Here is a 16,810-nt window from a genome sequence, read left to right as displayed (position 1 = left end):
TTGGAAAACGCTTCGTTGCCGTCGCTTGCCTTGATCCCACCGCCCGCTCACGCCACATGCCATCCATGCTTATCGAAACCGAAGCCACGCCCAACCCCTCCACCCTAAAATTCCTGCCCGGTCAGGTCGTGATGGAGGCGGGCACCCGCGATTTCGCCGCGCCCGAGGAAGCCGAAGCGTCGCCGCTGGCCGAAGCATTGTTCTCGCTCGGCGACGTGACCGGCGTGTTCTTCGGACGCGACTTCATTTCGGTGACGGCCGCACCGGGGGTGAATTGGCCCGACCTGAAGCCCGATGTGCTGGGCATATTGATGGAGCATTTCTCGGCCAACATGCCGCTGTTCCGCGCAGGATCGGCCGCCGGGATCGCGGTGCCCTCAGCCGATGCTCAGTTCGCCGAAAACCCGGAAGACGCCGAGATCGTCGCGCAGATCAAGGAATTGATCGAAACCCGCGTCCGCCCGGCGGTTGCCAATGACGGCGGCGACATCGTGTTTCGCGGCTTCGACCAGGGCAAGGTCTATCTCCAGATGCAGGGTGCGTGCTCTGGGTGTCCGTCCTCGACGATGACGCTGAAAAGCGGGATCGAGCAGTTGCTTCGCCATTACGTCCCCGAAGTGACCGAAGTCCGCGCGGTCTGAGCCGTCTGCGACCCTAGCTAACTTACAGGAACTGCCGATGCCCCAGCCGCTCGACGACACCGCGCTCGACATGATCTTTCGCACTGCGCGCACCTACAATGGGTATGACCATACGCCGGTCACCGAGGCGGATATCCGCGCGATCTACGAATTGGTGAAGATGGGGCCGACTTCCGCCAACCAGCAGCCTGCGCGCTTCGTCTGGTGTTTGTCGCAGGATGCGAAGGACAGGCTTGCCGACGCCGCCACCGGCACCAATCCGGACAAGATCCGCGCCGCGCCCGCGGCCGTCGTCATCGGCATGGACGAGAATTTCCACGAACAGCTCCCCTGGCTGTTTCCGCATACCGACGCCAAATCCTGGTTCGACGGCGACAGCGCCGACGCAAAGGCCGCGCGCAAGACCAGCGCGTTTCGCAACGGCACGCTTCAGGGTGCCTATTTCATCATCGCCGCGCGCGCATTGGGCTGGGACACCGGGCCGATGTCGGGGTTCGATGGCGATAAGGTCAATGCCGCCTTCTTCGCCGATCAGCCGGGCGTGACCGCCAATTTCATCGCGACCTTCGGCAAGGGCGATCCCTCAACCATCTTCGACCGCAGCCCGCGTCCCGATTTCGGCACGTTTAACCGGATCGACTGACGCGCGTCAGTGCGCGGCGAGCCAGTCGCGCATCGCCGCGTTGACGGCTTCCGGTTTTTCCCACGGCACGAAATGCCCGGCGTCGCCGATCCGCGTGATGGTCAGGTCGGGGACGTAATCCCCTAGCCCCTCAAGCTGGACGGGCAGAAGCGCCTTGTCCTGCATTCCCCAGATGACGAGCGTCGGCGGCTGGACGGGCGGGAAGGGGGTAGTGACGAAGGCGGGCATCGCCGCGTCCTCGTCCATCGCGGGCACGGTAATCGCGCTCGCGCGATACCAGTTGAGCATCGCGGTTATCGCGCCGGGGCGCGACCAGTCGGTGATGTAATGCTGCTTTTCCTCCGTCAACAGCGCCGGGTCGGCATGTTTGGCGAAGCTGGTGTCGAAAAAGGTCTCGACGCCCATATTGGCGATATGCACCTCGATACCCGGCGATCGGAACGCGGTGATATATTGGCTGGCGGCGCGCTGGGCGGGGTCGTCGATCAGCGATTTCTGAAAAACGAGCGGGTGGGGCGCGTTGACGATAATTAGCCGCTCGATGCGGTCGGGCCGGTTCAGCGCCGCCATCCACGCGATGGCGCCACCCCAGTCGTGGCCGACCAGCGTAAATCGGTCGATGCCGAGATGGTCGGCGAGTGCGATCAGGTCGGCGACCGGCTTGTCGGGCGTGTATTGCGCCACGTCCTGCGGCTGGTCCGACGCGCCGAAGCCGCGCTGGTCGGGGGCGATCACGAAATGGTCCTTCGCGAATTCGGCGATCTGGTGGCACCAGGTGCGGTGAGATTCGGGAAAGCCGTGGAGGAAGATCAGCGGCGGTGCGCCTGACTCGCCTGCGGTCGCGACGTTCAGCGTGATGCCGGTGGAAAGGGCGATCCGTTCGGTCTTCATGCATCCGCTCCCGGTTATGATTCGAGCGGACGGTATCATGAAAATGGGCGCGCGAGGCATGCCCCGCGCGCACATTTTCACCGCTTCGGTATCAGATCAGCGCAAGTCGCTCTCGGCGATCGGCACGACCTTGATTTCGACGCGGCGGTTTTCCGCGCGACCCGCTTCGGTGTCGTTCGATGCGATCGGCTGGGTTTCGCCAAAGCCACGCGTGCCGAGGCGAGCCGAGGCCACGCCCTGCGACGACAGGTAATTGGCGACTGCCGCGGCGCGACGTTCCGACAGGCCCTGGTTATAAGCGTCCGAACCGGTCGAATCGGTGTGGCCATAAACATCGACATAGGTGTTGGGATATTCGGCGAGAACTGCCGCGACTTCGTTCAGCGTTGGGCGGAATTGGGGTGCGACATTCGCGCTGTCGGTGGCAAAGGTGATGCCAGACGGCATGCGTAGTAACAGATCGTCGCCCTGGCGAACGACGTCGATATCGCTGCCGGCCGTCCGTTCACGCATCGCGCGTTCCTGACGGTCCATGTAGTTGCCGATCCCGGCACCTGCGAGGCCGCCGATACCGGCACCGATGATCTTTGCGGTACGATCGTTGCGACCGCCGACCAGATCGCCGAGCAGATACCCGCCCAGTGCGCCGCCGACGCCGCCCAGCGCGGTCTTCGAAATGCTGCGCTCGCCGGTCACCGGATCGGTGACGCAGGCAGCGGTCAGGGTCAGCGCGCCGATCGCGGCGGTCATCGACAGTTTCTGGATCATCTTCATAAATTCGGTCCTCCTTTTACGCTGGCGTCTTTCGGGGTTACACCCGCCAGAGATGCCCACCCAACCCGCGCCGCGCAGAGTTGTTCCACCTTCGCATCGAAGCTGACCCGTTGTTCATTCGGGACAGGTGGTGATTGCCGGTTGTACGCGAAGCCCGCTTGCGGCTAAGGGTTCGCACAGTCACCCATGACAGACCCTCTCCCTTTCCCCTGGCTCGACGTCGCGATCATCCTTGGTCTGGTGGCGATGAACGGCGTGTTCGCTATGTCCGAACTCGCCATCGTTTCCGCACGCAAAGCCCGGCTAGAGGGCGCTGCACAAAAGGGGAGCAAGGGCGCGGCTGCCGCGATCGCGCTGTCCGAAGACCCCGGTAAGTTCCTGTCCACGGTCCAGATCGGCATTACGCTGATCGGCATCATCAACGGTGCCTATTCGGGGGCAAGCCTGGGCCAGCCGGTCGCCGAGCGACTGGAATTATGGCTCGGGCTGTCCGATCCGACCGCGAATGTGCTGGGCCTGTCGCTAGTCATCGGCCTCACTACCTACGCCTCGCTGATCATCGGCGAGTTGGTGCCCAAGCAATTCGCGCTGCGTTCGCCCGAGCCGATCGCGGTGCTGATTTCGCTGCCGATGATCTTTTTGTCGAAAGTCGCGGCACCGCTCGTCTGGCTGCTCGACAAATCGACCGGCCTCGTCTTCCGCCTGCTGCGCATGAACCGCGAATCCGAGGACCGGATTACCGCGGAGGAACTGCATCTGCTGGTCGCCGAGGCGACGAAATCGGGCGTGATCGAGGAGCATGAACGCTCGATCATCTCGGGCGTGGTGCGGCTGGCGGATCGCCCCGTGCGCGAAGTGATGACCCCGCGCACCGACGTCGAATGGGTCGATGCCGATCTCGACAGTGACGCGCTGTTCGCGCGGCTGGCGGTAACGCCGCATACCCGGCTGATCGTCGCCGAAGGATCGATCGATGCGGTGCTGGGCGTGGTCGAGGCACGCGATATCGTTGCCGCGCTAGTGAAGCGCGAAACCCTGTCGCTGCGCGCGTTGATGCGCGAGGCGCCCGTACTGCCCGATCAGGTCGATGCGATGGACGCGTTGACCGTGCTGCGTCGATCGGGCGTGCCGATGGGCATGGTCCATGACGAATATGGCCATTTCGAAGGGATCGTGACGCCGGCAGACCTTTTGGCGGCGATCGCGGGCAATTTCGCGTCGGACGCAGATGCCGACGACGTGCCGCATGTCGTGAAGCGCGAGGACGGATCGCTGCTGGTGTCGGGTCAGATGCCCGCCGACGCACTCGCCGAACGCATCGGCATCGACCTGCCCGAAGACCGCGATTTCGCGACCGTGGCGGGACTGGCGCTGTCGGTGATCAAGCGGTTGCCCGAGGAAGGCGATCATTTCACCGAGCAGGGCTGGCGTTTCGAGATCGTCGATATGGACGGACGCAAGATCGATAAGTTGCTGGTCGAACAGCGGGATTAATTGGTTCGGCCGAGGCCCGGTCTTGCGATGTACCCCCAAACGGATTGGGTTGATAGACGGCGCGATGGGGTAAAGTCGCGTTCGGGCTCAGCCCAATTTCCCGAACTGAGCTTCGTAACCGGCGATGTCGCCTGCATCCAGCAGCCGCGCCTGTTCGATCCATTTGTCGCGAGCCATGCGGCCCCTGAAATTGCCCAGTTGCGCGTCGAGGTCCGCGGCCTGCGCATCGTTCAGCGCGGCGAGGTCAGCGATGCGGGTGACGTTCAATTCGGCCAGCCGCGCGGCGACTTTCGGACCCAGTCCCTTTAGCCGGGTCAGATCGCCAGCGTTGGCTGAAGGCTCGGGTGCCGCGACCGGGGCAGCGATGATCTCGACCGGCGTCTCCACGATCGGCGGCGGCGGCGGTGCGACGGGCACCGGCTGCGAAATCGCTTCGGATACGGGCGCGATGACCGGCGAGGAGGCTGCGGGCTCGGCTACCCGCTCGACCGGCTGCGGTGCCTGGCGTGCCGGTTCGGTTAGCGTTTCGGCGGGCGCCGCGGGCGCATCGCTATCGACCGTTTGCAGGCGACCTTCGGATTCGAGTTCGGCCAGCGCGTGCCGCTTCGCGCGGCGGCGTTTGGCACCCCAGACGATGACCATCACTGCCGCGACCGCAAATAGCGCGATCAGGATCAGATGGACCGTGGTGATGGTCCCCATCACGTCGACAGCGCCGAGCGGTGAGGTCGATTGCAGCGATTTTTCTTCCATGATGCACCCTTACGCATGATCGGCCCCGCTGCGGTGATAGACCGGCAGGGCGCGACAACCAAATGACGTTCAGCCCCGCGCCAGTTCGCGCCAGCCGATGTCGCTGCGGCAAAAGCCGTCATCGAACCCGATCGCCGCGACGCCCCGATAAGCGGAGTCGCGTGCCGCACGCAGATCGGGGCCGGTCGCGGTGACGGTCAGCACGCGGCCACCCTGTGCGCGCAGCGTATCGCCATCGGCTTTGGTCCCGGCCTGGAACACCGTCACCGATCCGCTGGCTTCGGCCGCATCGATGCCGGTGATCGCACCGCCCGCTATGGGTGTTCCGGGATAGCCTTTGGCGGCGACCACCACGGTCATTGCATGGTGATCGCTGAACTTTGCAGACGCGCGCTCGCCCAGCTTGCCGGTCGCGGTCGCGACCATGATGTCGAGCAGGTCGTCGTCGAGCCGCGCCATCAGCACCTGACATTCGGGATCGCCGAACCGGGCGTTATATTCGATCAGCTTCGGACCCGTATTGGTGAGCATCAGCCCGGCATAGAGCACCCCCGAATAGGGCATGCCCATGTCGGCCAGCGCCTGTACCGTCGGCCGCACGATCTCGTCGATCGCCTGTTGCTCCAGCGCAGGGGTCAGCACGGGGGCGGGGCTGTATGCGCCCATGCCGCCGGTATTGGGGCCGGTGTCGCCTTCGCCCACGCGCTTGTGATCCTGTGCCGATCCGAACGGCATCAGGTTGGTGCCGTCGGTCAGCACGAAGAGGCTGGCTTCCTCGCCGTCCAGAAATTCCTCGATCACCGCTTCGCCGCCGGGGCGGTCGAACAGGGCGGCGATCGCTTTCTCGGCTTCCGCGTGCGACATGGCGATGGTGACGCCCTTGCCCGCAGCCAGACCGTCGGCCTTGATGACCACCGGCAGCCCGAAATCGCCGAGCGCGGCGCGGGCACCGTCCAGCGAGGTGACCCGCGCATAGCCTGCGGTGGGGATATCGGCGCGGCGGCAGAGATCCTTGGTGAAGCCCTTCGACCCCTCCAACTGCGCGGGCGCCTTGTCGGGGCCGAACACGCCGATGCCCATGGTGCGCAGATTGTCGCCGAGCCCCTCGACCAACGGCGCCTCGGGGCCGATGACCACGAATTCGATCGAATTTCTCAGACAGAAATCAATGATCCCACGCTGGTCGGTCGCCGCGATGTCTGCGATTTCGGCATGGTTCGCGATGCCGGGGTTGCCCGGCGCGGCGTAAAGCTTAGTCAGGGTCGGCGATTGCGCCAGCTTCCACGCCAGCGCATGTTCACGGCCCCCCGACCCGATCAGAAGGACGTTCATGGCGGATCCCCTGTTTGATACGACTGCGCGCCTGCTAGCCGAGAGTTCGCCCGGCGACAACGCCGCGCCGCTGAGCGTGGGCGAGCTTTCGGGCAATCTGAAACGGATGGTCGAGCGCGAATTCGGCCATGTCCGGGTGAAGGGCGAGATTTCGGGGTACAAGCGCGCAGCATCGGGCCATGTCTATCTGACGCTGAAGGATGCCGATGCGGTCATCGACGGGGTGATGTGGCGGGGTGCTGCGGGCGCGCTGGCGTTCGTGCCGCAGGACGGGATCGAGGTGGTGGCGACCGGCAGGGTCACGACCTATCCGGGACGTTCGAAATACCAGATCGTCATCGACAAGATGGAGGTGGCGGGCGAAGGCGCGCTGATGGCGCTGCTTGAGAAGAACAAGGCGCGCTTCGAGGCCGAAGGGCTGTTCGCCAAGGGCAAGGCGCGCCGCCCGCTCCCCTATCTGCCGCGTGTGATCGGGGTGGTGACGTCGCCGACAGGCGCGGTCATCCGCGACATCCTCCACCGGCTGGAGGACCGTTTTCCCAGCCATGTCATCGTCTGGCCGGTACAGGTGCAGGGCGAGAGCGCGGCGGGACAGATCGCGGCGGCCATCCGCGGCTTCGACGCGATTGCGCCGGGTGGTCCGGTGGCGCGGCCCGATCTGGTGATCGTCGCGCGCGGCGGCGGGTCGATCGAGGATTTGTGGGCGTTCAACGAGGAAGCGGTGGTGCGCGCCATCGCCGAATGCTCGATCCCGATCATCTCGGCGGTCGGGCATGAGACCGACACGACGCTGGGCGATTACGCCGCCGACCTTCGCGCGCCGACGCCGACCGCGGCGGCGGAAATCGCGGTGCCGGTGCTCGCGGACCTCACCTACACGCTGACGACGTTGGGCGCGCGGACCGAGCGTTGCGCGATCCGGTATCGGGAACGCGGAGCAGAACAGCTTGCCGCATTGGTGCGCGTCATGCCGAAGCGTGACGCGCTGTTGGGGCCGCAACGCCAGCGGGTGGATGATGCCGCCCAGCGGCTGGGGCGCGGGCTGGAACGGCGCGCGGATGTGGCGCGGCGGCAGCTCGACCGGGTGGCGGGCGCATTGCGACCCGCTGCGCTTGAGGCAAGGCTGGGGTCGGCGCGGCAGCGGCTGGCGGACATGGAGCGGCTGCTGGTGGCGGCGCATCCCAACCGTCCTCTGGAGCGTGGCTATGCCTGGGTCGAGGCGCGGACCAGCGGCAAGGTCGCCGCGACTGCCGCCGAAGCGCGCGCAGCCGGTGCGCTCCGTCTCCACTTCAGGGACGGTGAGGTCGATGCAAAGGTTGAGCGCGCGGGCGGCAAATCCTATGCTGGGACCGTGCCCGAACAGCCCGACCTGTTCTGACCCGAAATCGAACGGACGAAATCCATGCTCATGTCGAACAACAGCCGCGCGGCGCGGCTCCATTATATGGCCAACGGCTTTCGGATGCTGGCAAGCGGCGACCATGTCGTGTGCGCGGTCAGCGGCGAGCAAATCCCCCTTGATGAACTCCGCTATTGGAGTGTCGAGACGCAGCAACCCTATGCCAGCGCCGAGATTGCGACCAAAGCGATGGCCGCCGCGTGATGAACTGGGCGCGCTGGGGGGCGGGCGCCGCCATTTCGCTGTTGTTGATTGGTTGCGCATCGGCGCTGCCTTCCCCCGTGCGGCGCGCATCGTGGAGCCCGGCGGTCGCCCCAGCGACGCCGGTTGCAGTCACGCCGGTCGCGCTGACGACGCCCGCGCGCCTGCCCCGAGCCACCCGAATCGCGCTCGAGGGTCAGGCGATCCAGGGCGGTCTGATGCTGGGCAACGTGCCGACGGGGACGACCCGACTGACGCTGAACGCGACGCCGGTGCGGTTCGCAAGCGATGGCCGCTTCGTCCTGGCTTTCGATCGCGATGCGACCGCGACCGCGACCTTGGTCGCCGAGCGTCGCGACGGCAGCCGCGTGACCCAGGCCATTGCGGTCGCCCCGCGGGCCTGGCGGATCGAGCGGCTCAATTCGCTTGCCCGCATTTCCCAACCCAGCGCCGAATTCCAACGCCGCCGCGCCCCCGAACTCGCCCAGATCAACGCCGCACGGGCGAAGGATACGGGCGCGCAAGGCTGGCGTCAGCAATTCCTGTGGCCGGTGACGGGGCGCCTATCGGGGCTATTCGGCGCGCAACGCATCTATCGCGGCGAGCCCGGCAGCTATCACTCGGGGGTCGATGTCGCCCGCCCCACCGGCACGCCGCTGATGGCACCCGCCGACGGCGTGGTGGTGCTGGCAACGCCGGGCGAGTTCACGTTGGAGGGCCGGTTGCTGATGATCGACCACGGCATGGGGTTGAACAGCGCGTTCCTGCACATGGACCGGATCGACGTGCGCGAAGGCGACACCGTTCGTCGCGGCCAGCGCCTCGGCACCGTCGGCAGCACCGGACGCGCGACCGGACCGCACATGCACTGGGGCATGAAATGGTGGGATGCGCGGATTGACCCGCTGCTGCTCGCAGGCCCGATGCCGGCGGCCGAATAGGACGGCCACCGGCGCTCGGGAACCGGGGGTTAGCGCGCGGCGACCACGATCGGCCCTGCGCTCCGTCCGGCATATTGCGCGCGGGCGATGGCGGCTTCGACTTGCGGCTTTGCGCTGGCAAAGGCGAAGCTGCGGCAGTTGCGCCGATCCAACTCGATCGTCAGCGGTTCACGGCCTCTATCGCCGCACAGCGAACGCACTGCCCCTGTGATTCGCCACTGCAACCGCTCGCGTCCTTGATCCGACGCCAAGTTCAGGTCGATGGTCTGGACGACTCGCGTGGGCAATCGCTCGCTCGTTACGACAACTTTTTTCTGTTGGGGCTTTTCCGCGCCGATCGCCGGGGACAATACCAGCCCGGTTGCGAGTACGGCACCGATCGCGGTCACGAACCGGACCATGAATTTCATATGTTCGGCAGTCATCTTCTCTCTCCTCCACATGCTCGAATCCGCGACCATGGAGGGAGACTGGGTGTATTGTGCGACTAACGCACGAGGTTTTCGACCGCCGTCGGTCGCGGTTCGACCGGGCGTACCGAAATCGACGAAGGCGGCGCGTGCATCGACGAACGGTCGCCGATCATTCGCAGCATGTCAGGGACACAGCCACGCGAAACCGGTTGTTCGGCTCCGTCCACCAGTCGCGCGGTCCAGCGCCGTCCGTGGTGGACGAAGCGGTCGATATGATCGTGCCGCACCAATGCGGAGCGATGCAGTCGGATGAAGGGGGACGGACACAGCCGGTCCGCCAATTCGTGAATGCGCCCATGATAGAGCCAGCTCGAAATTCCCACATGCAACCGCACATAATCGCGCTCCGCCGTTACCCGGTCGATATCGCGCGCGGCGATCCGGCGATGGCCGTCGTCGCAGCGGACCCAGAATACCGGGTCGGGATCGGCACCCGAGGGTTGCGGCACGTCGATCGGCGCACAGACGAAGCTGGTTTCGATCCGCGTCACATAGTGCGCGAGCGGCTCGGACAGCGCGTCCAGCCGCGCGCGATAATCGGCCATGTCGGCAAAACGGACCTCCACGATCAGGTCGCAGGCGCCCGACACCTCGACCGCGCTGACGACGAACGGCAAGTCGGCCAGCGCCGCTTTGAACGCGCGCAGACCCGCCAGTTCGGCTCGGTGGTCGAAGCTGAGGCAGAGGATCGCTGCCAGCCCGTTCGGTGCGCCCCCTATTGTATGCATAGGCGCCTCCCTTCGGTGTATTAGCGCGCTATATCAGTTTGGGCGGGACAAGGGGAGGGGTTCGTGCGGCTTTGCGACGAACGGTTGCTCAGATGACGTCCATATCGACGCGGTAATGGTGCCAGGCAAAGATCGCCGCCGCGCCGCGATGCGGACGCCAGCCTTCCGCGACTTCGCGGGTCAGCTTCTCGTTGGGGCGGTCGGCATGGCCCAGCAACCGCCCGACCTCGATCTGCACCGCCAGGTCGCCCGCGGGCCAGATGTCGGTGCGTCCTTCGGCGAACAACAGATAGATTTCCGCCGACCAGCGCCCGATGCCCTTGATCCGGGTCAGCTCGGCAATCGCTTCCTCGTCGTCTGTGGGCAGATTGTGGAGATCGAGTTCGCCGTTCGTCACTAGCCCGGCCAGACTGCGCGCATAGCCGAGCTTCTGGCGCGACAGTCCCGCCGATTTCAGTGCTTCGTCGCTGGCGGCAAGCAGCGCGTGCGGGTCTTCGGCGCGACCGTCCAGAATCGCATCGAGCTTGTTCCACACCGATGCCGCTGCCGCCACGCTGACTTGCTGGCCGACGATGGTGCGCAGCAAGGTGGCATAGCCGGGTTCGCGGATGCGGGGTTCGGGATAGCCAGCGCGCGCCAGTCCGGCGGCGAAGGCGGGCTCGCGCGTGGCCAGCGCATCGAGCGCGGTCTTCAAATGGTCTGCGGTCAGGCCCATCGGCGTTTCTCTTGAGTTTGACGCGTCCGCGCGGCATGGCGGCGGGCGAACCAGTGGAGGGATTATATGCCGCAGCTTATCGTCGTCACCCGCGATGGGGAAGAACGCACCGTCGAGGGCGAAGTCGGACTGTCGGTGATGGAAGTGATCCGGGACAATGGCTTCGACGAATTGCTGGCGCTGTGCGGCGGTTGCTGTTCGTGCGCGACCTGCCACGTCCATGTCGACCCGGAATTTGCGGGCAAACTGGTCGCCATGAGCGAGGATGAGAACGACCTGCTCGATTCGTCGATGGACCGGGATGAAACGTCGCGGCTGGCGTGCCAGATCCAGTTCACGAGCGCATTGAACGGGTTGCGGGTGAAGATCGCCGCGGAGGATTGAGGGCCGACCCCTAACTCTTTTTGTCACCCCGGCCGAAGTGCCGGGGTCCACTCAGCCGCTTGCGCTGCGTCCAATCCTCAGAGCGCGAACCGGGCCGCCCGGTGGACCCCGGCACTTTGGCCGGGGTGACGGGTGTGTTCTACCCCCGCGACGCCACCGCATAGAGCGCGATCGCCGCGGCATTCGACACGTTCAGGCTTTCGACCTTCGGCCCGATCGGCAACTTGGCAAGCTGATCGCAGTGGACCTGGGTATTATGGCGCATGCCTTCGCCCTCGGCCCCCAGCACCAGTGCGACGCGCGCCTCGCCCAGCGCGTCCTTCAGCGCCAGATCGGTATCGCCGGTCAGGCCGATGCGCCAGAACCCGGCTTCCGCCATTTCCTCCATCGCGCGCGCCAGATTGACGACGCGCACCCATGGCACGACTTCCAGCGTACCCGATGCAGCCTTGGCCAGCGCACCCGATTCGGGTGGCGAATGGCGATCCTGGGTGACGATGCCCAGCGCGTCGAAGGCGGCGGCGGAACGCAGGATTGCGCCGACATTGTGCGGATCGGTGACCTGATCCAGCACGACCAGCGGGCGCATATCGTCGCGGCCCTGTTCGATCAGGTCGGCGAGCCACACGTCTTCCAACGCATCGACTTCGGCGACCAGCCCCTGATGCGGCGCGTCGCCCGGCACCAGCCGCCCCAGATCGGCGGCATCGGCATAGACGATCGGCAGCACCGGCGGCAGGTCGAGCGCGCCCAGCGCCTCTTTCGTGCCCCAGATCTTGCGGACCACGCGTTCGGGATTGGCGAGCGCCGCGGTGACGGCATGTTTTCCCCAGAAACGCGGACGCCCCGACTGGGGCTTGCTGGGACGGTGACCGCGACGCGACATGGGGAGCTATCCTTGGAAAAGGGTTGAAAAGGCGCGCGTCAGGCGTTGACACATGCCGGGCGCATCGGCAATGGACGCCGCTCGCCCAGATGGCGGCCCCAATGGACAGGTGGCCGAGTGGTTAAAGGCAGCAGACTGTAAATCTGCCCGTGCAAGCGTACGCTGGTTCGAATCCAGCCCTGTCCACCATATGTTCCGCCGAGCGCTTCCGGCACCATCCGAAATCAGCTAAAGAAACCCGGACTATCCTCGCTGGATCGTCCGGGACTGTCCGGTCGAAACCGGCGCTAGTACCCCCGATTCGGGGGTCGGCACGGGGGTAGCGAACGCACATGGGGGTATCGATACCCCCAGACCGGGGACTGCCGATGCTGACCAACGTCGAGATCAAGAAGGCCCAGCCGCGGGAGAAGGCGTACAAGCTGTCGGATTCGGGCGGCCTGTTCTTGCTCATTTCGCCTAGCGGCCATCGCAGCTGGCGCCTGAAATACCGTGTTGGCCCGAAAGAAAAGCTGCTGACCTTCGGCAGCTATCCCGATGTGTCATTGTCCACCGCGCGCGAGAAGCGTGACGAAGCGAAGCGCCTGCTCCGCGAAGGCCGCGACCCCAGCGTCGAAAAGAAGGTCGCGGCGGCGCAGCGGGCCTTCAGCGCCGACCACACTTTCGAGGCGGTCGCGCGTGCCTGGCACGAACTGAACCAGCCGCGATGGAGCGCGCATCACGCCCGCAATGTTATCGAGAGCATGGAAGACGACCTGTTCCCCGCGATCGGCGCTCTACCGGTGGCGGACGTAACCGAGGCGCTCCTTCTCCAGGCGCTGCGGAAGGTAGAGGGCAGGGGGGCGATCGAGACGGCGCACCGGATCCGGCAGCGCGCGTCGGGCGTGTTCGCATACGCCGCGGCTGGCGGCCTGCGCACAGGCGATCCAGCTGCGGTGATCAAGTCGCTGCTGAAGCCGAAGCCGAAGTCGACTAAGCAACCGGCGATCACCGACATCGATGAACTTCGCCAGTTGATGCGCGACGCCGAGGCGGAGCCGGGCAGCCCAATCACGAAGCTGGCGCATCGGCTGGTCGCGCTGACGGCCGTCCGGTCGGCGGTGCAGCGACACTGCAAATGGGATCAGCTGGAGGGTCTGGACGGGCCAAACCCGACCTGGCGCATCCCGGCCGCAACTATGAAGCTGTCGCTAGAGCGAAAGGACGACGAGGCGTTCGAGCACATCGTGCCTCTGGTGCCGGCCGCCGTCGAGATATTCGAGACGATCCGCAACCTGACCGGCAACCTGCCTTATGTGTTCCCGAACGCATGGCGGTCGCATCAGCCGATGTCAGAGAACGCGGTGCGCAAGCTGATCATAACGGCTGGTCGCGAGCGCTATTACAAGCGGCACACCACTCACGGTTGGCGCTCGTCCTTTTCGACCATCATGAACGAGTGGCGACGACAGCACGGCCGGGCCGACGATCGCGAGGTGATCAACCTCATGCTGGCGCACGTCGTCGAGGATAAGGTCGAGGGCGCCTATAATCGTGCGGCGCATATGGACCGCCGCTGGGAGCTGGCGCGTGTATGGTCCGATTTGCTGATGGGAGCGATGCCGGAGGCGAGGACCTTGCTGCGTGCTTAGTGCGGACCGTTACGCTAATTTTGACGGTTAAGAATTTGTTGACGGCGGAGGGAACCTATCATAATGATAGGCGTCATGCAGTCGAGTGAGGCCAGGCTTTTCCAATTTTCGCTTCCTTTCGAGGGGGTGCAAGATCGGGTGCGTGGGGCTGCTGAAGCTGGTCGGGTGGTTATGATGGGTAGTGCTCGGCGTTCAATGAAGCGCCACGACCTAACTGACATTCTAATCATTCGCGCCCTTCGCCGAGGGCAGTTAGTCGGCCAGGTTAAACGAGGCGATAAAAGGGGAGAGTGGCGATGCGGTATAACATTCAGCGTCAAGGGATTTCGCGAAGGCGGGATCATAACAGTCGCTATAAGTGAAGGGAGGGCATTCGTAGAAGACATCCTATGGGATCAACAGTCATGAATAACGAACTTTTTTGTTCTAGAGGTAAGGAGCAGACCAAGAGGCCACATCTGTATGAAGACTGTGGTCTGGATAACATTTGGCTCGTTGACGGCTTTACGATCGTCCATCGCAATGGCGAGGATTTGATCGAGCCTGAAGACGTTGAAGGCCTTCATAAGGCTATCGCGCGCCATATTGTTTGTCATCGTAAGGGGTTAATGGGCCGAGAGGTGCGCTTCATTCGTCGCGCACTTGACATGACACAGGGAGAGTTGGCCCATCGGTTGGGAACTGGGGTCCAAACAGTTGCTCGCTGGGAGAAGGATAAAGTGAACATTCCAGGACCCGAGGACCGACTGCTTAGAATTACAACGATTCTTGGAGTGACCGAACCTGACGCTTTCGCGCAGCTCATTATGGAAATGCCGAAGAATTTGGACGATTTGGATGAAGGTCCTGAGCGTCCGATAAGCTTCAAACATAACCACTTTTGGGAAGAAGCTCAGATGGAGGCTGCCTAAACAATAAAAAAGGGGCCCGAGTATTAGTCGGACCCCTTCTTTTTTCCTGCTCAGAACCGCTGCCCCTGTGTAGGTGCGCGTATCGAAGCTCAGCTTAGCAGCTTGTGCATAGCACAACGAGATTCGCGACGCAAAGATCATCGGGCAGCTGACAAACGGAGGCGTTCATGTCGCCACCCCCCCGCGGTAAGCGGTGGGTGTGTCGCCCGTGGAAAACGCTGCCGGACGGAACTCGCATTTTCGCTCGCCAATATGGCAAGCGCGCGTTCTGCTGGCTCGTTGACGACGAGTAGCACATTCACTCCCGGTCGCAGCTTCGGCTGCGGCCGGTACCCTCGGGAAAGCGCGTGAAAGCCTCACCATCAATATGGAGGCTATGATGAAGATCGGACGTAACGCAGGTACCGGCAAGTTCATGAAAGTGAGCGCAGCGCGAGCAAACAAGAAGGGCGCGGTGGTTGAAACCATCAAACGCCCGCCGGCCAAACCGAAGAAATGACTACTGCGCCCCCGCATCGACTGCGGGGGCGTTTTCACTCCACGGATTAAAAGTCCGTGATTTCTCTCCTTTTGTCAGCTCGCGTTCCGACAGGTTCGCTCTTTTTTGCCTTGTGGGCATATCAATGGCTTACGCTGATTGTCGGAACGGATCGGCCTAGGTCCAAGAGCCGTAAAAGCGGTCATTCCGCAAACGACCCCATTGCAGACATTCGGCAGTTAGGACAGAAATGCTTCATGGCCGATGGTGAACCCGTGGCGGAAAGCAAAATCGAACTGTTGGCGCGATGGACCTTTTGGCCCACAGTCGTTCTTACAGTCGCATGCCTGATAATGTTGCCTACCGGCGCGTTAGAGAGGGTGGGGCAATGGTTTCTGCCCGTCTACATACTCATCGGTTTACCCACTATCGTTGAATCGTTCGTCGGCGATTGGACGCGACTACGGTACATGTGGCGCTACCGGAAGGGCGGCTTTGAGGACTGAGCCCGCATTGACCGCTTCCCACCCAGTTCCGGCCATTTAGTCCCCGCACCGAACGCTGTCGTTCCAGAGTGTACAAATACCGATTCGGTTCATGCTGGGGCTAGCCCAGCCGCCATCGACACGAAGGTGTGACGGCTGGGTCTGAGCCTTCAACGTTAGAGGCTGTTGCTAACAATCAATTCGCCGACCTTCTTTCCTGCACCGCTGGCGGAGCCGATCGTGTACGTGGTGGTGACGTCCTCGATCGCGAACCGACCAAATACTTCCCGCGCGCCAGGCGTCGCATTAATCGACAAAATAAACCGACCGCTGATTTGGGACAGTTGCCCCGCCAGCCGCTCGAAATCATCGCGATCAAATACGCCTTCGCCATAGTCCCGCTCGCAGCCCCAATAGGGCGGATCGAGATAAAACAGCGTCCCCGGCCCATCATAGCGGCGCATCAGGTCGGCATAGGGCAGGCATTCGATCGTCACGCGCGCCAGCCGTTCATGAATATCGGCAAGCGTTTGCTCGAGCTTTGTCACATCGAACCGGGCAGGCGTCCGGCGATCGACACCGAAGTGCCGGCCACTGACCTTCCCGCCAAAGCTGATGCGCTGGAGGTATAGGAAGCGCGCGGCGCGCTCCAGATCGGTGAGCGTGTCAGCGTTCGCAGCCTTCAGACGGTCAAACTCTGCGCGGCTGGTCAATTGCCAGCGGAGCATGTCCATCAGCGGCACATAGTGGCGTTGCAGGATGCGGGAGAGGTTCGAGACGTCGCGGGAGATGTCGTTGATCACCTCCGCGCGCGCCTGAAACGGTCGGCGCAGAAACACGCCACCCATCCCCACGAACGGTTCAACATAGCTTTCGTGCGGAGTGGCAGCGATGATCTTGATCAAGCGCGCTGCCAGGTTGCGCTTGCCCCCCAAGTACGGGGCTGCCGGATTCGTCGGCCGAACGGTCGTTAAGGTGTCCATAGGTTTTCTTGCTCTAGGTAGCCCCACCCGCTCGACGGGTGCGGGGCGTTAGCGGCTTGGCCAGCCG

Annotated in this window: 19 protein-coding genes and 1 tRNA gene; 11 read left to right on the top strand and 9 right to left on the bottom strand. The window is 63.9% G+C overall.

Features of this window, described 5'->3' with window-relative positions:
* Positions 1-65: 65 nt before the first annotated feature.
* The gene (locus tag ENHY17A_RS03745; RefSeq protein ID WP_159710204.1) at positions 66-641 is read left to right on the top strand and encodes a NifU family protein; all 576 of its coding nucleotides are present in this window, start codon (positions 66-68) and stop codon (positions 639-641) included.
* Positions 642-678: 37 nt separating this feature from the next.
* On the top strand, positions 679-1,284 hold the full coding sequence (locus ENHY17A_RS03740) for a malonic semialdehyde reductase (protein WP_159710202.1): 606 nt from the start codon (positions 679-681) through the stop codon (positions 1,282-1,284).
* 6 nt (positions 1,285-1,290) lie between these two features.
* Here ENHY17A_RS03740 and ENHY17A_RS03735 read toward each other — a convergent pair whose 3' ends face one another.
* Complete coding sequence (locus ENHY17A_RS03735) at positions 1,291-2,175, bottom strand: alpha/beta fold hydrolase (RefSeq protein WP_159710200.1); 885 nt, start codon at positions 2,173-2,175, stop codon at positions 1,291-1,293.
* A 96-nt stretch (positions 2,176-2,271) separates the two neighbouring features.
* Positions 2,272-2,949: an OmpA family protein gene (locus ENHY17A_RS03730; RefSeq protein WP_159710198.1), complete on the bottom strand. Its 678-nt coding sequence runs from the start codon at positions 2,947-2,949 to the stop codon at positions 2,272-2,274.
* Positions 2,950-3,135: 186 nt separating this feature from the next.
* On the opposite strand from ENHY17A_RS03730, the gene ENHY17A_RS03725 reads away from it, so the two are divergent.
* A complete protein-coding gene (locus ENHY17A_RS03725) occupies positions 3,136-4,443 on the top strand; it encodes a hemolysin family protein (RefSeq protein ID WP_159710196.1) in 1,308 nt (435 codons plus the stop codon).
* A gap of 87 nt (positions 4,444-4,530) precedes the next feature.
* Here the strand turns inward: ENHY17A_RS03725 and ENHY17A_RS03720 are convergent, their stop codons facing one another.
* Together ENHY17A_RS03720 and purD are read right to left on the bottom strand one after the other, a co-directional pair.
* Entirely contained in the window at positions 4,531-5,196 is a 666-nt protein-coding gene (locus ENHY17A_RS03720) for a hypothetical protein (protein ID WP_236547732.1), read from the bottom strand.
* Positions 5,197-5,265: 69 nt separating this feature from the next.
* A complete protein-coding gene (gene purD, locus ENHY17A_RS03715; RefSeq protein WP_159710194.1) occupies positions 5,266-6,528 on the bottom strand; it encodes a phosphoribosylamine--glycine ligase in 1,263 nt (420 codons plus the stop codon).
* Here purD and xseA point away from each other — a divergent pair.
* The 3 genes from xseA to ENHY17A_RS03700 are packed head-to-tail and all read left to right on the top strand — an operon-like array spanning position 6,527 to position 9,069.
* Positions 6,527-7,906, top strand: coding sequence for an exodeoxyribonuclease VII large subunit (gene xseA, locus ENHY17A_RS03710; RefSeq protein ID WP_159710192.1), 1,380 nt, complete (start codon positions 6,527-6,529; stop codon positions 7,904-7,906). The two genes, purD and xseA, sit on opposite strands and share 2 nt — an antisense overlap.
* A gap of 24 nt (positions 7,907-7,930) precedes the next feature.
* Entirely contained in the window at positions 7,931-8,131 is a 201-nt protein-coding gene (locus ENHY17A_RS03705) for a DUF2093 domain-containing protein (protein WP_159710190.1), read from the top strand.
* Positions 8,131-9,069 (top strand): M23 family metallopeptidase, encoded by a 939-nt coding sequence (locus ENHY17A_RS03700; RefSeq protein ID WP_159710188.1) that lies wholly within the window; start codon positions 8,131-8,133, stop codon positions 9,067-9,069. Before ENHY17A_RS03705 ends, ENHY17A_RS03700 begins: the two co-directional genes overlap by 1 nt.
* Positions 9,070-9,098: 29 nt before the next feature.
* Here ENHY17A_RS03700 and ENHY17A_RS03695 read toward each other — a convergent pair whose 3' ends face one another.
* The 3 genes from ENHY17A_RS03695 to ENHY17A_RS03685 all read right to left on the bottom strand — a co-directional run bounded on the left by ENHY17A_RS03695 (position 9,099) and on the right by ENHY17A_RS03685 (position 10,985).
* On the bottom strand, positions 9,099-9,494 hold the full coding sequence (locus ENHY17A_RS03695; RefSeq protein WP_159710186.1) for a UrcA family protein: 396 nt from the start codon (positions 9,492-9,494) through the stop codon (positions 9,099-9,101).
* A gap of 62 nt (positions 9,495-9,556) precedes the next feature.
* Positions 9,557-10,270: a LytTR family transcriptional regulator DNA-binding domain-containing protein gene (locus tag ENHY17A_RS03690; protein WP_236547731.1), complete on the bottom strand. Its 714-nt coding sequence runs from the start codon at positions 10,268-10,270 to the stop codon at positions 9,557-9,559.
* An 88-nt stretch (positions 10,271-10,358) separates the two neighbouring features.
* Positions 10,359-10,985 (bottom strand): DNA-3-methyladenine glycosylase family protein, encoded by a 627-nt coding sequence (locus ENHY17A_RS03685; protein ID WP_159710184.1) that lies wholly within the window; start codon positions 10,983-10,985, stop codon positions 10,359-10,361.
* A gap of 66 nt (positions 10,986-11,051) precedes the next feature.
* On the opposite strand from ENHY17A_RS03685, the gene ENHY17A_RS03680 reads away from it, so the two are divergent.
* The gene (locus tag ENHY17A_RS03680) at positions 11,052-11,369 is read left to right on the top strand and encodes a 2Fe-2S iron-sulfur cluster-binding protein (RefSeq protein ID WP_159710182.1); all 318 of its coding nucleotides are present in this window, start codon (positions 11,052-11,054) and stop codon (positions 11,367-11,369) included.
* Between the two features lie 139 nt (positions 11,370-11,508).
* Here ENHY17A_RS03680 and rlmB read toward each other — a convergent pair whose 3' ends face one another.
* Positions 11,509-12,255 (bottom strand): 23S rRNA (guanosine(2251)-2'-O)-methyltransferase RlmB, encoded by a 747-nt coding sequence (rlmB, locus tag ENHY17A_RS03675; RefSeq protein ID WP_159710180.1) that lies wholly within the window; start codon positions 12,253-12,255, stop codon positions 11,509-11,511.
* 103 nt (positions 12,256-12,358) lie between these two features.
* Here rlmB and ENHY17A_RS03670 point away from each other — a divergent pair.
* From ENHY17A_RS03670 to ENHY17A_RS14810, 4 genes are all read left to right on the top strand, one after another.
* Positions 12,359-12,444 (top strand) — tRNA-Tyr (locus ENHY17A_RS03670).
* Positions 12,445-12,623: 179 nt separating this feature from the next.
* Entirely contained in the window at positions 12,624-13,886 is a 1,263-nt protein-coding gene (locus ENHY17A_RS03665; protein WP_159710178.1) for a tyrosine-type recombinase/integrase, read from the top strand.
* A gap of 404 nt (positions 13,887-14,290) precedes the next feature.
* Entirely contained in the window at positions 14,291-14,797 is a 507-nt protein-coding gene (locus ENHY17A_RS03660; protein WP_159710176.1) for a helix-turn-helix domain-containing protein, read from the top strand.
* A 376-nt stretch (positions 14,798-15,173) separates the two neighbouring features.
* A complete protein-coding gene (locus ENHY17A_RS14810) occupies positions 15,174-15,296 on the top strand; it encodes a hypothetical protein (RefSeq protein WP_268893986.1) in 123 nt (40 codons plus the stop codon).
* Positions 15,297-15,936: 640 nt separating this feature from the next.
* Here ENHY17A_RS14810 and ENHY17A_RS03655 read toward each other — a convergent pair.
* Entirely contained in the window at positions 15,937-16,743 is an 807-nt protein-coding gene (locus tag ENHY17A_RS03655) for a DNA adenine methylase (RefSeq protein WP_159714084.1), read from the bottom strand.
* Positions 16,744-16,810 lie beyond the last annotated feature (67 nt).

Source organism: Sphingomonas sp. AX6, assembly GCF_902506605.1.
GTDB lineage: Bacteria > Pseudomonadota > Alphaproteobacteria > Sphingomonadales > Sphingomonadaceae > Sphingomonas.
This window is presented reverse-complemented; position numbering and strand designations above follow the sequence as displayed.

What these genes read in the sequence shown, in the direction of transcription:
- ENHY17A_RS03745 (WP_159710204.1), top strand. Translation starts at nt 66, where the DNA reads ATGCTTATCGAAACCGAAGCCACGCCCAACCCCTCCACCCTAAAATTC.
- ENHY17A_RS03740 (WP_159710202.1), top strand. Translation starts at nt 679, where the DNA reads ATGCCCCAGCCGCTCGACGACACCGCGCTCGACATGATCTTTCGCACT.
- ENHY17A_RS03735 (WP_159710200.1), bottom strand. Translation starts at nt 2,175, where the DNA reads ATGAAGACCGAACGGATCGCCCTTTCCACCGGCATCACGCTGAACGTC.
- ENHY17A_RS03730 (WP_159710198.1), bottom strand. Translation starts at nt 2,949, where the DNA reads ATGAAGATGATCCAGAAACTGTCGATGACCGCCGCGATCGGCGCGCTG.
- ENHY17A_RS03725 (WP_159710196.1), top strand. Translation starts at nt 3,136, where the DNA reads ATGACAGACCCTCTCCCTTTCCCCTGGCTCGACGTCGCGATCATCCTT.
- ENHY17A_RS03720 (WP_236547732.1), bottom strand. Translation starts at nt 5,196, where the DNA reads ATGGAAGAAAAATCGCTGCAATCGACCTCACCGCTCGGCGCTGTCGAC.
- xseA (WP_159710192.1), top strand. Translation starts at nt 6,527, where the DNA reads ATGGCGGATCCCCTGTTTGATACGACTGCGCGCCTGCTAGCCGAGAGT.
- purD (WP_159710194.1), bottom strand. Translation starts at nt 6,528, where the DNA reads ATGAACGTCCTTCTGATCGGGTCGGGGGGCCGTGAACATGCGCTGGCG.
- ENHY17A_RS03705 (WP_159710190.1), top strand. Translation starts at nt 7,931, where the DNA reads ATGCTCATGTCGAACAACAGCCGCGCGGCGCGGCTCCATTATATGGCC.
- ENHY17A_RS03700 (WP_159710188.1), top strand. Translation starts at nt 8,131, where the DNA reads ATGAACTGGGCGCGCTGGGGGGCGGGCGCCGCCATTTCGCTGTTGTTG.
- ENHY17A_RS03695 (WP_159710186.1), bottom strand. Translation starts at nt 9,494, where the DNA reads ATGACTGCCGAACATATGAAATTCATGGTCCGGTTCGTGACCGCGATC.
- ENHY17A_RS03690 (WP_236547731.1), bottom strand. Translation starts at nt 10,270, where the DNA reads ATGCATACAATAGGGGGCGCACCGAACGGGCTGGCAGCGATCCTCTGC.
- ENHY17A_RS03685 (WP_159710184.1), bottom strand. Translation starts at nt 10,985, where the DNA reads ATGGGCCTGACCGCAGACCATTTGAAGACCGCGCTCGATGCGCTGGCC.
- ENHY17A_RS03680 (WP_159710182.1), top strand. Translation starts at nt 11,052, where the DNA reads ATGCCGCAGCTTATCGTCGTCACCCGCGATGGGGAAGAACGCACCGTC.
- rlmB (WP_159710180.1), bottom strand. Translation starts at nt 12,255, where the DNA reads ATGTCGCGTCGCGGTCACCGTCCCAGCAAGCCCCAGTCGGGGCGTCCG.
- ENHY17A_RS03665 (WP_159710178.1), top strand. Translation starts at nt 12,624, where the DNA reads ATGCTGACCAACGTCGAGATCAAGAAGGCCCAGCCGCGGGAGAAGGCG.
- ENHY17A_RS03660 (WP_159710176.1), top strand. Translation starts at nt 14,291, where the DNA reads ATGAATAACGAACTTTTTTGTTCTAGAGGTAAGGAGCAGACCAAGAGG.
- ENHY17A_RS14810 (WP_268893986.1), top strand. Translation starts at nt 15,174, where the DNA reads ATGATGAAGATCGGACGTAACGCAGGTACCGGCAAGTTCATGAAAGTG.
- ENHY17A_RS03655 (WP_159714084.1), bottom strand. Translation starts at nt 16,743, where the DNA reads ATGGACACCTTAACGACCGTTCGGCCGACGAATCCGGCAGCCCCGTAC.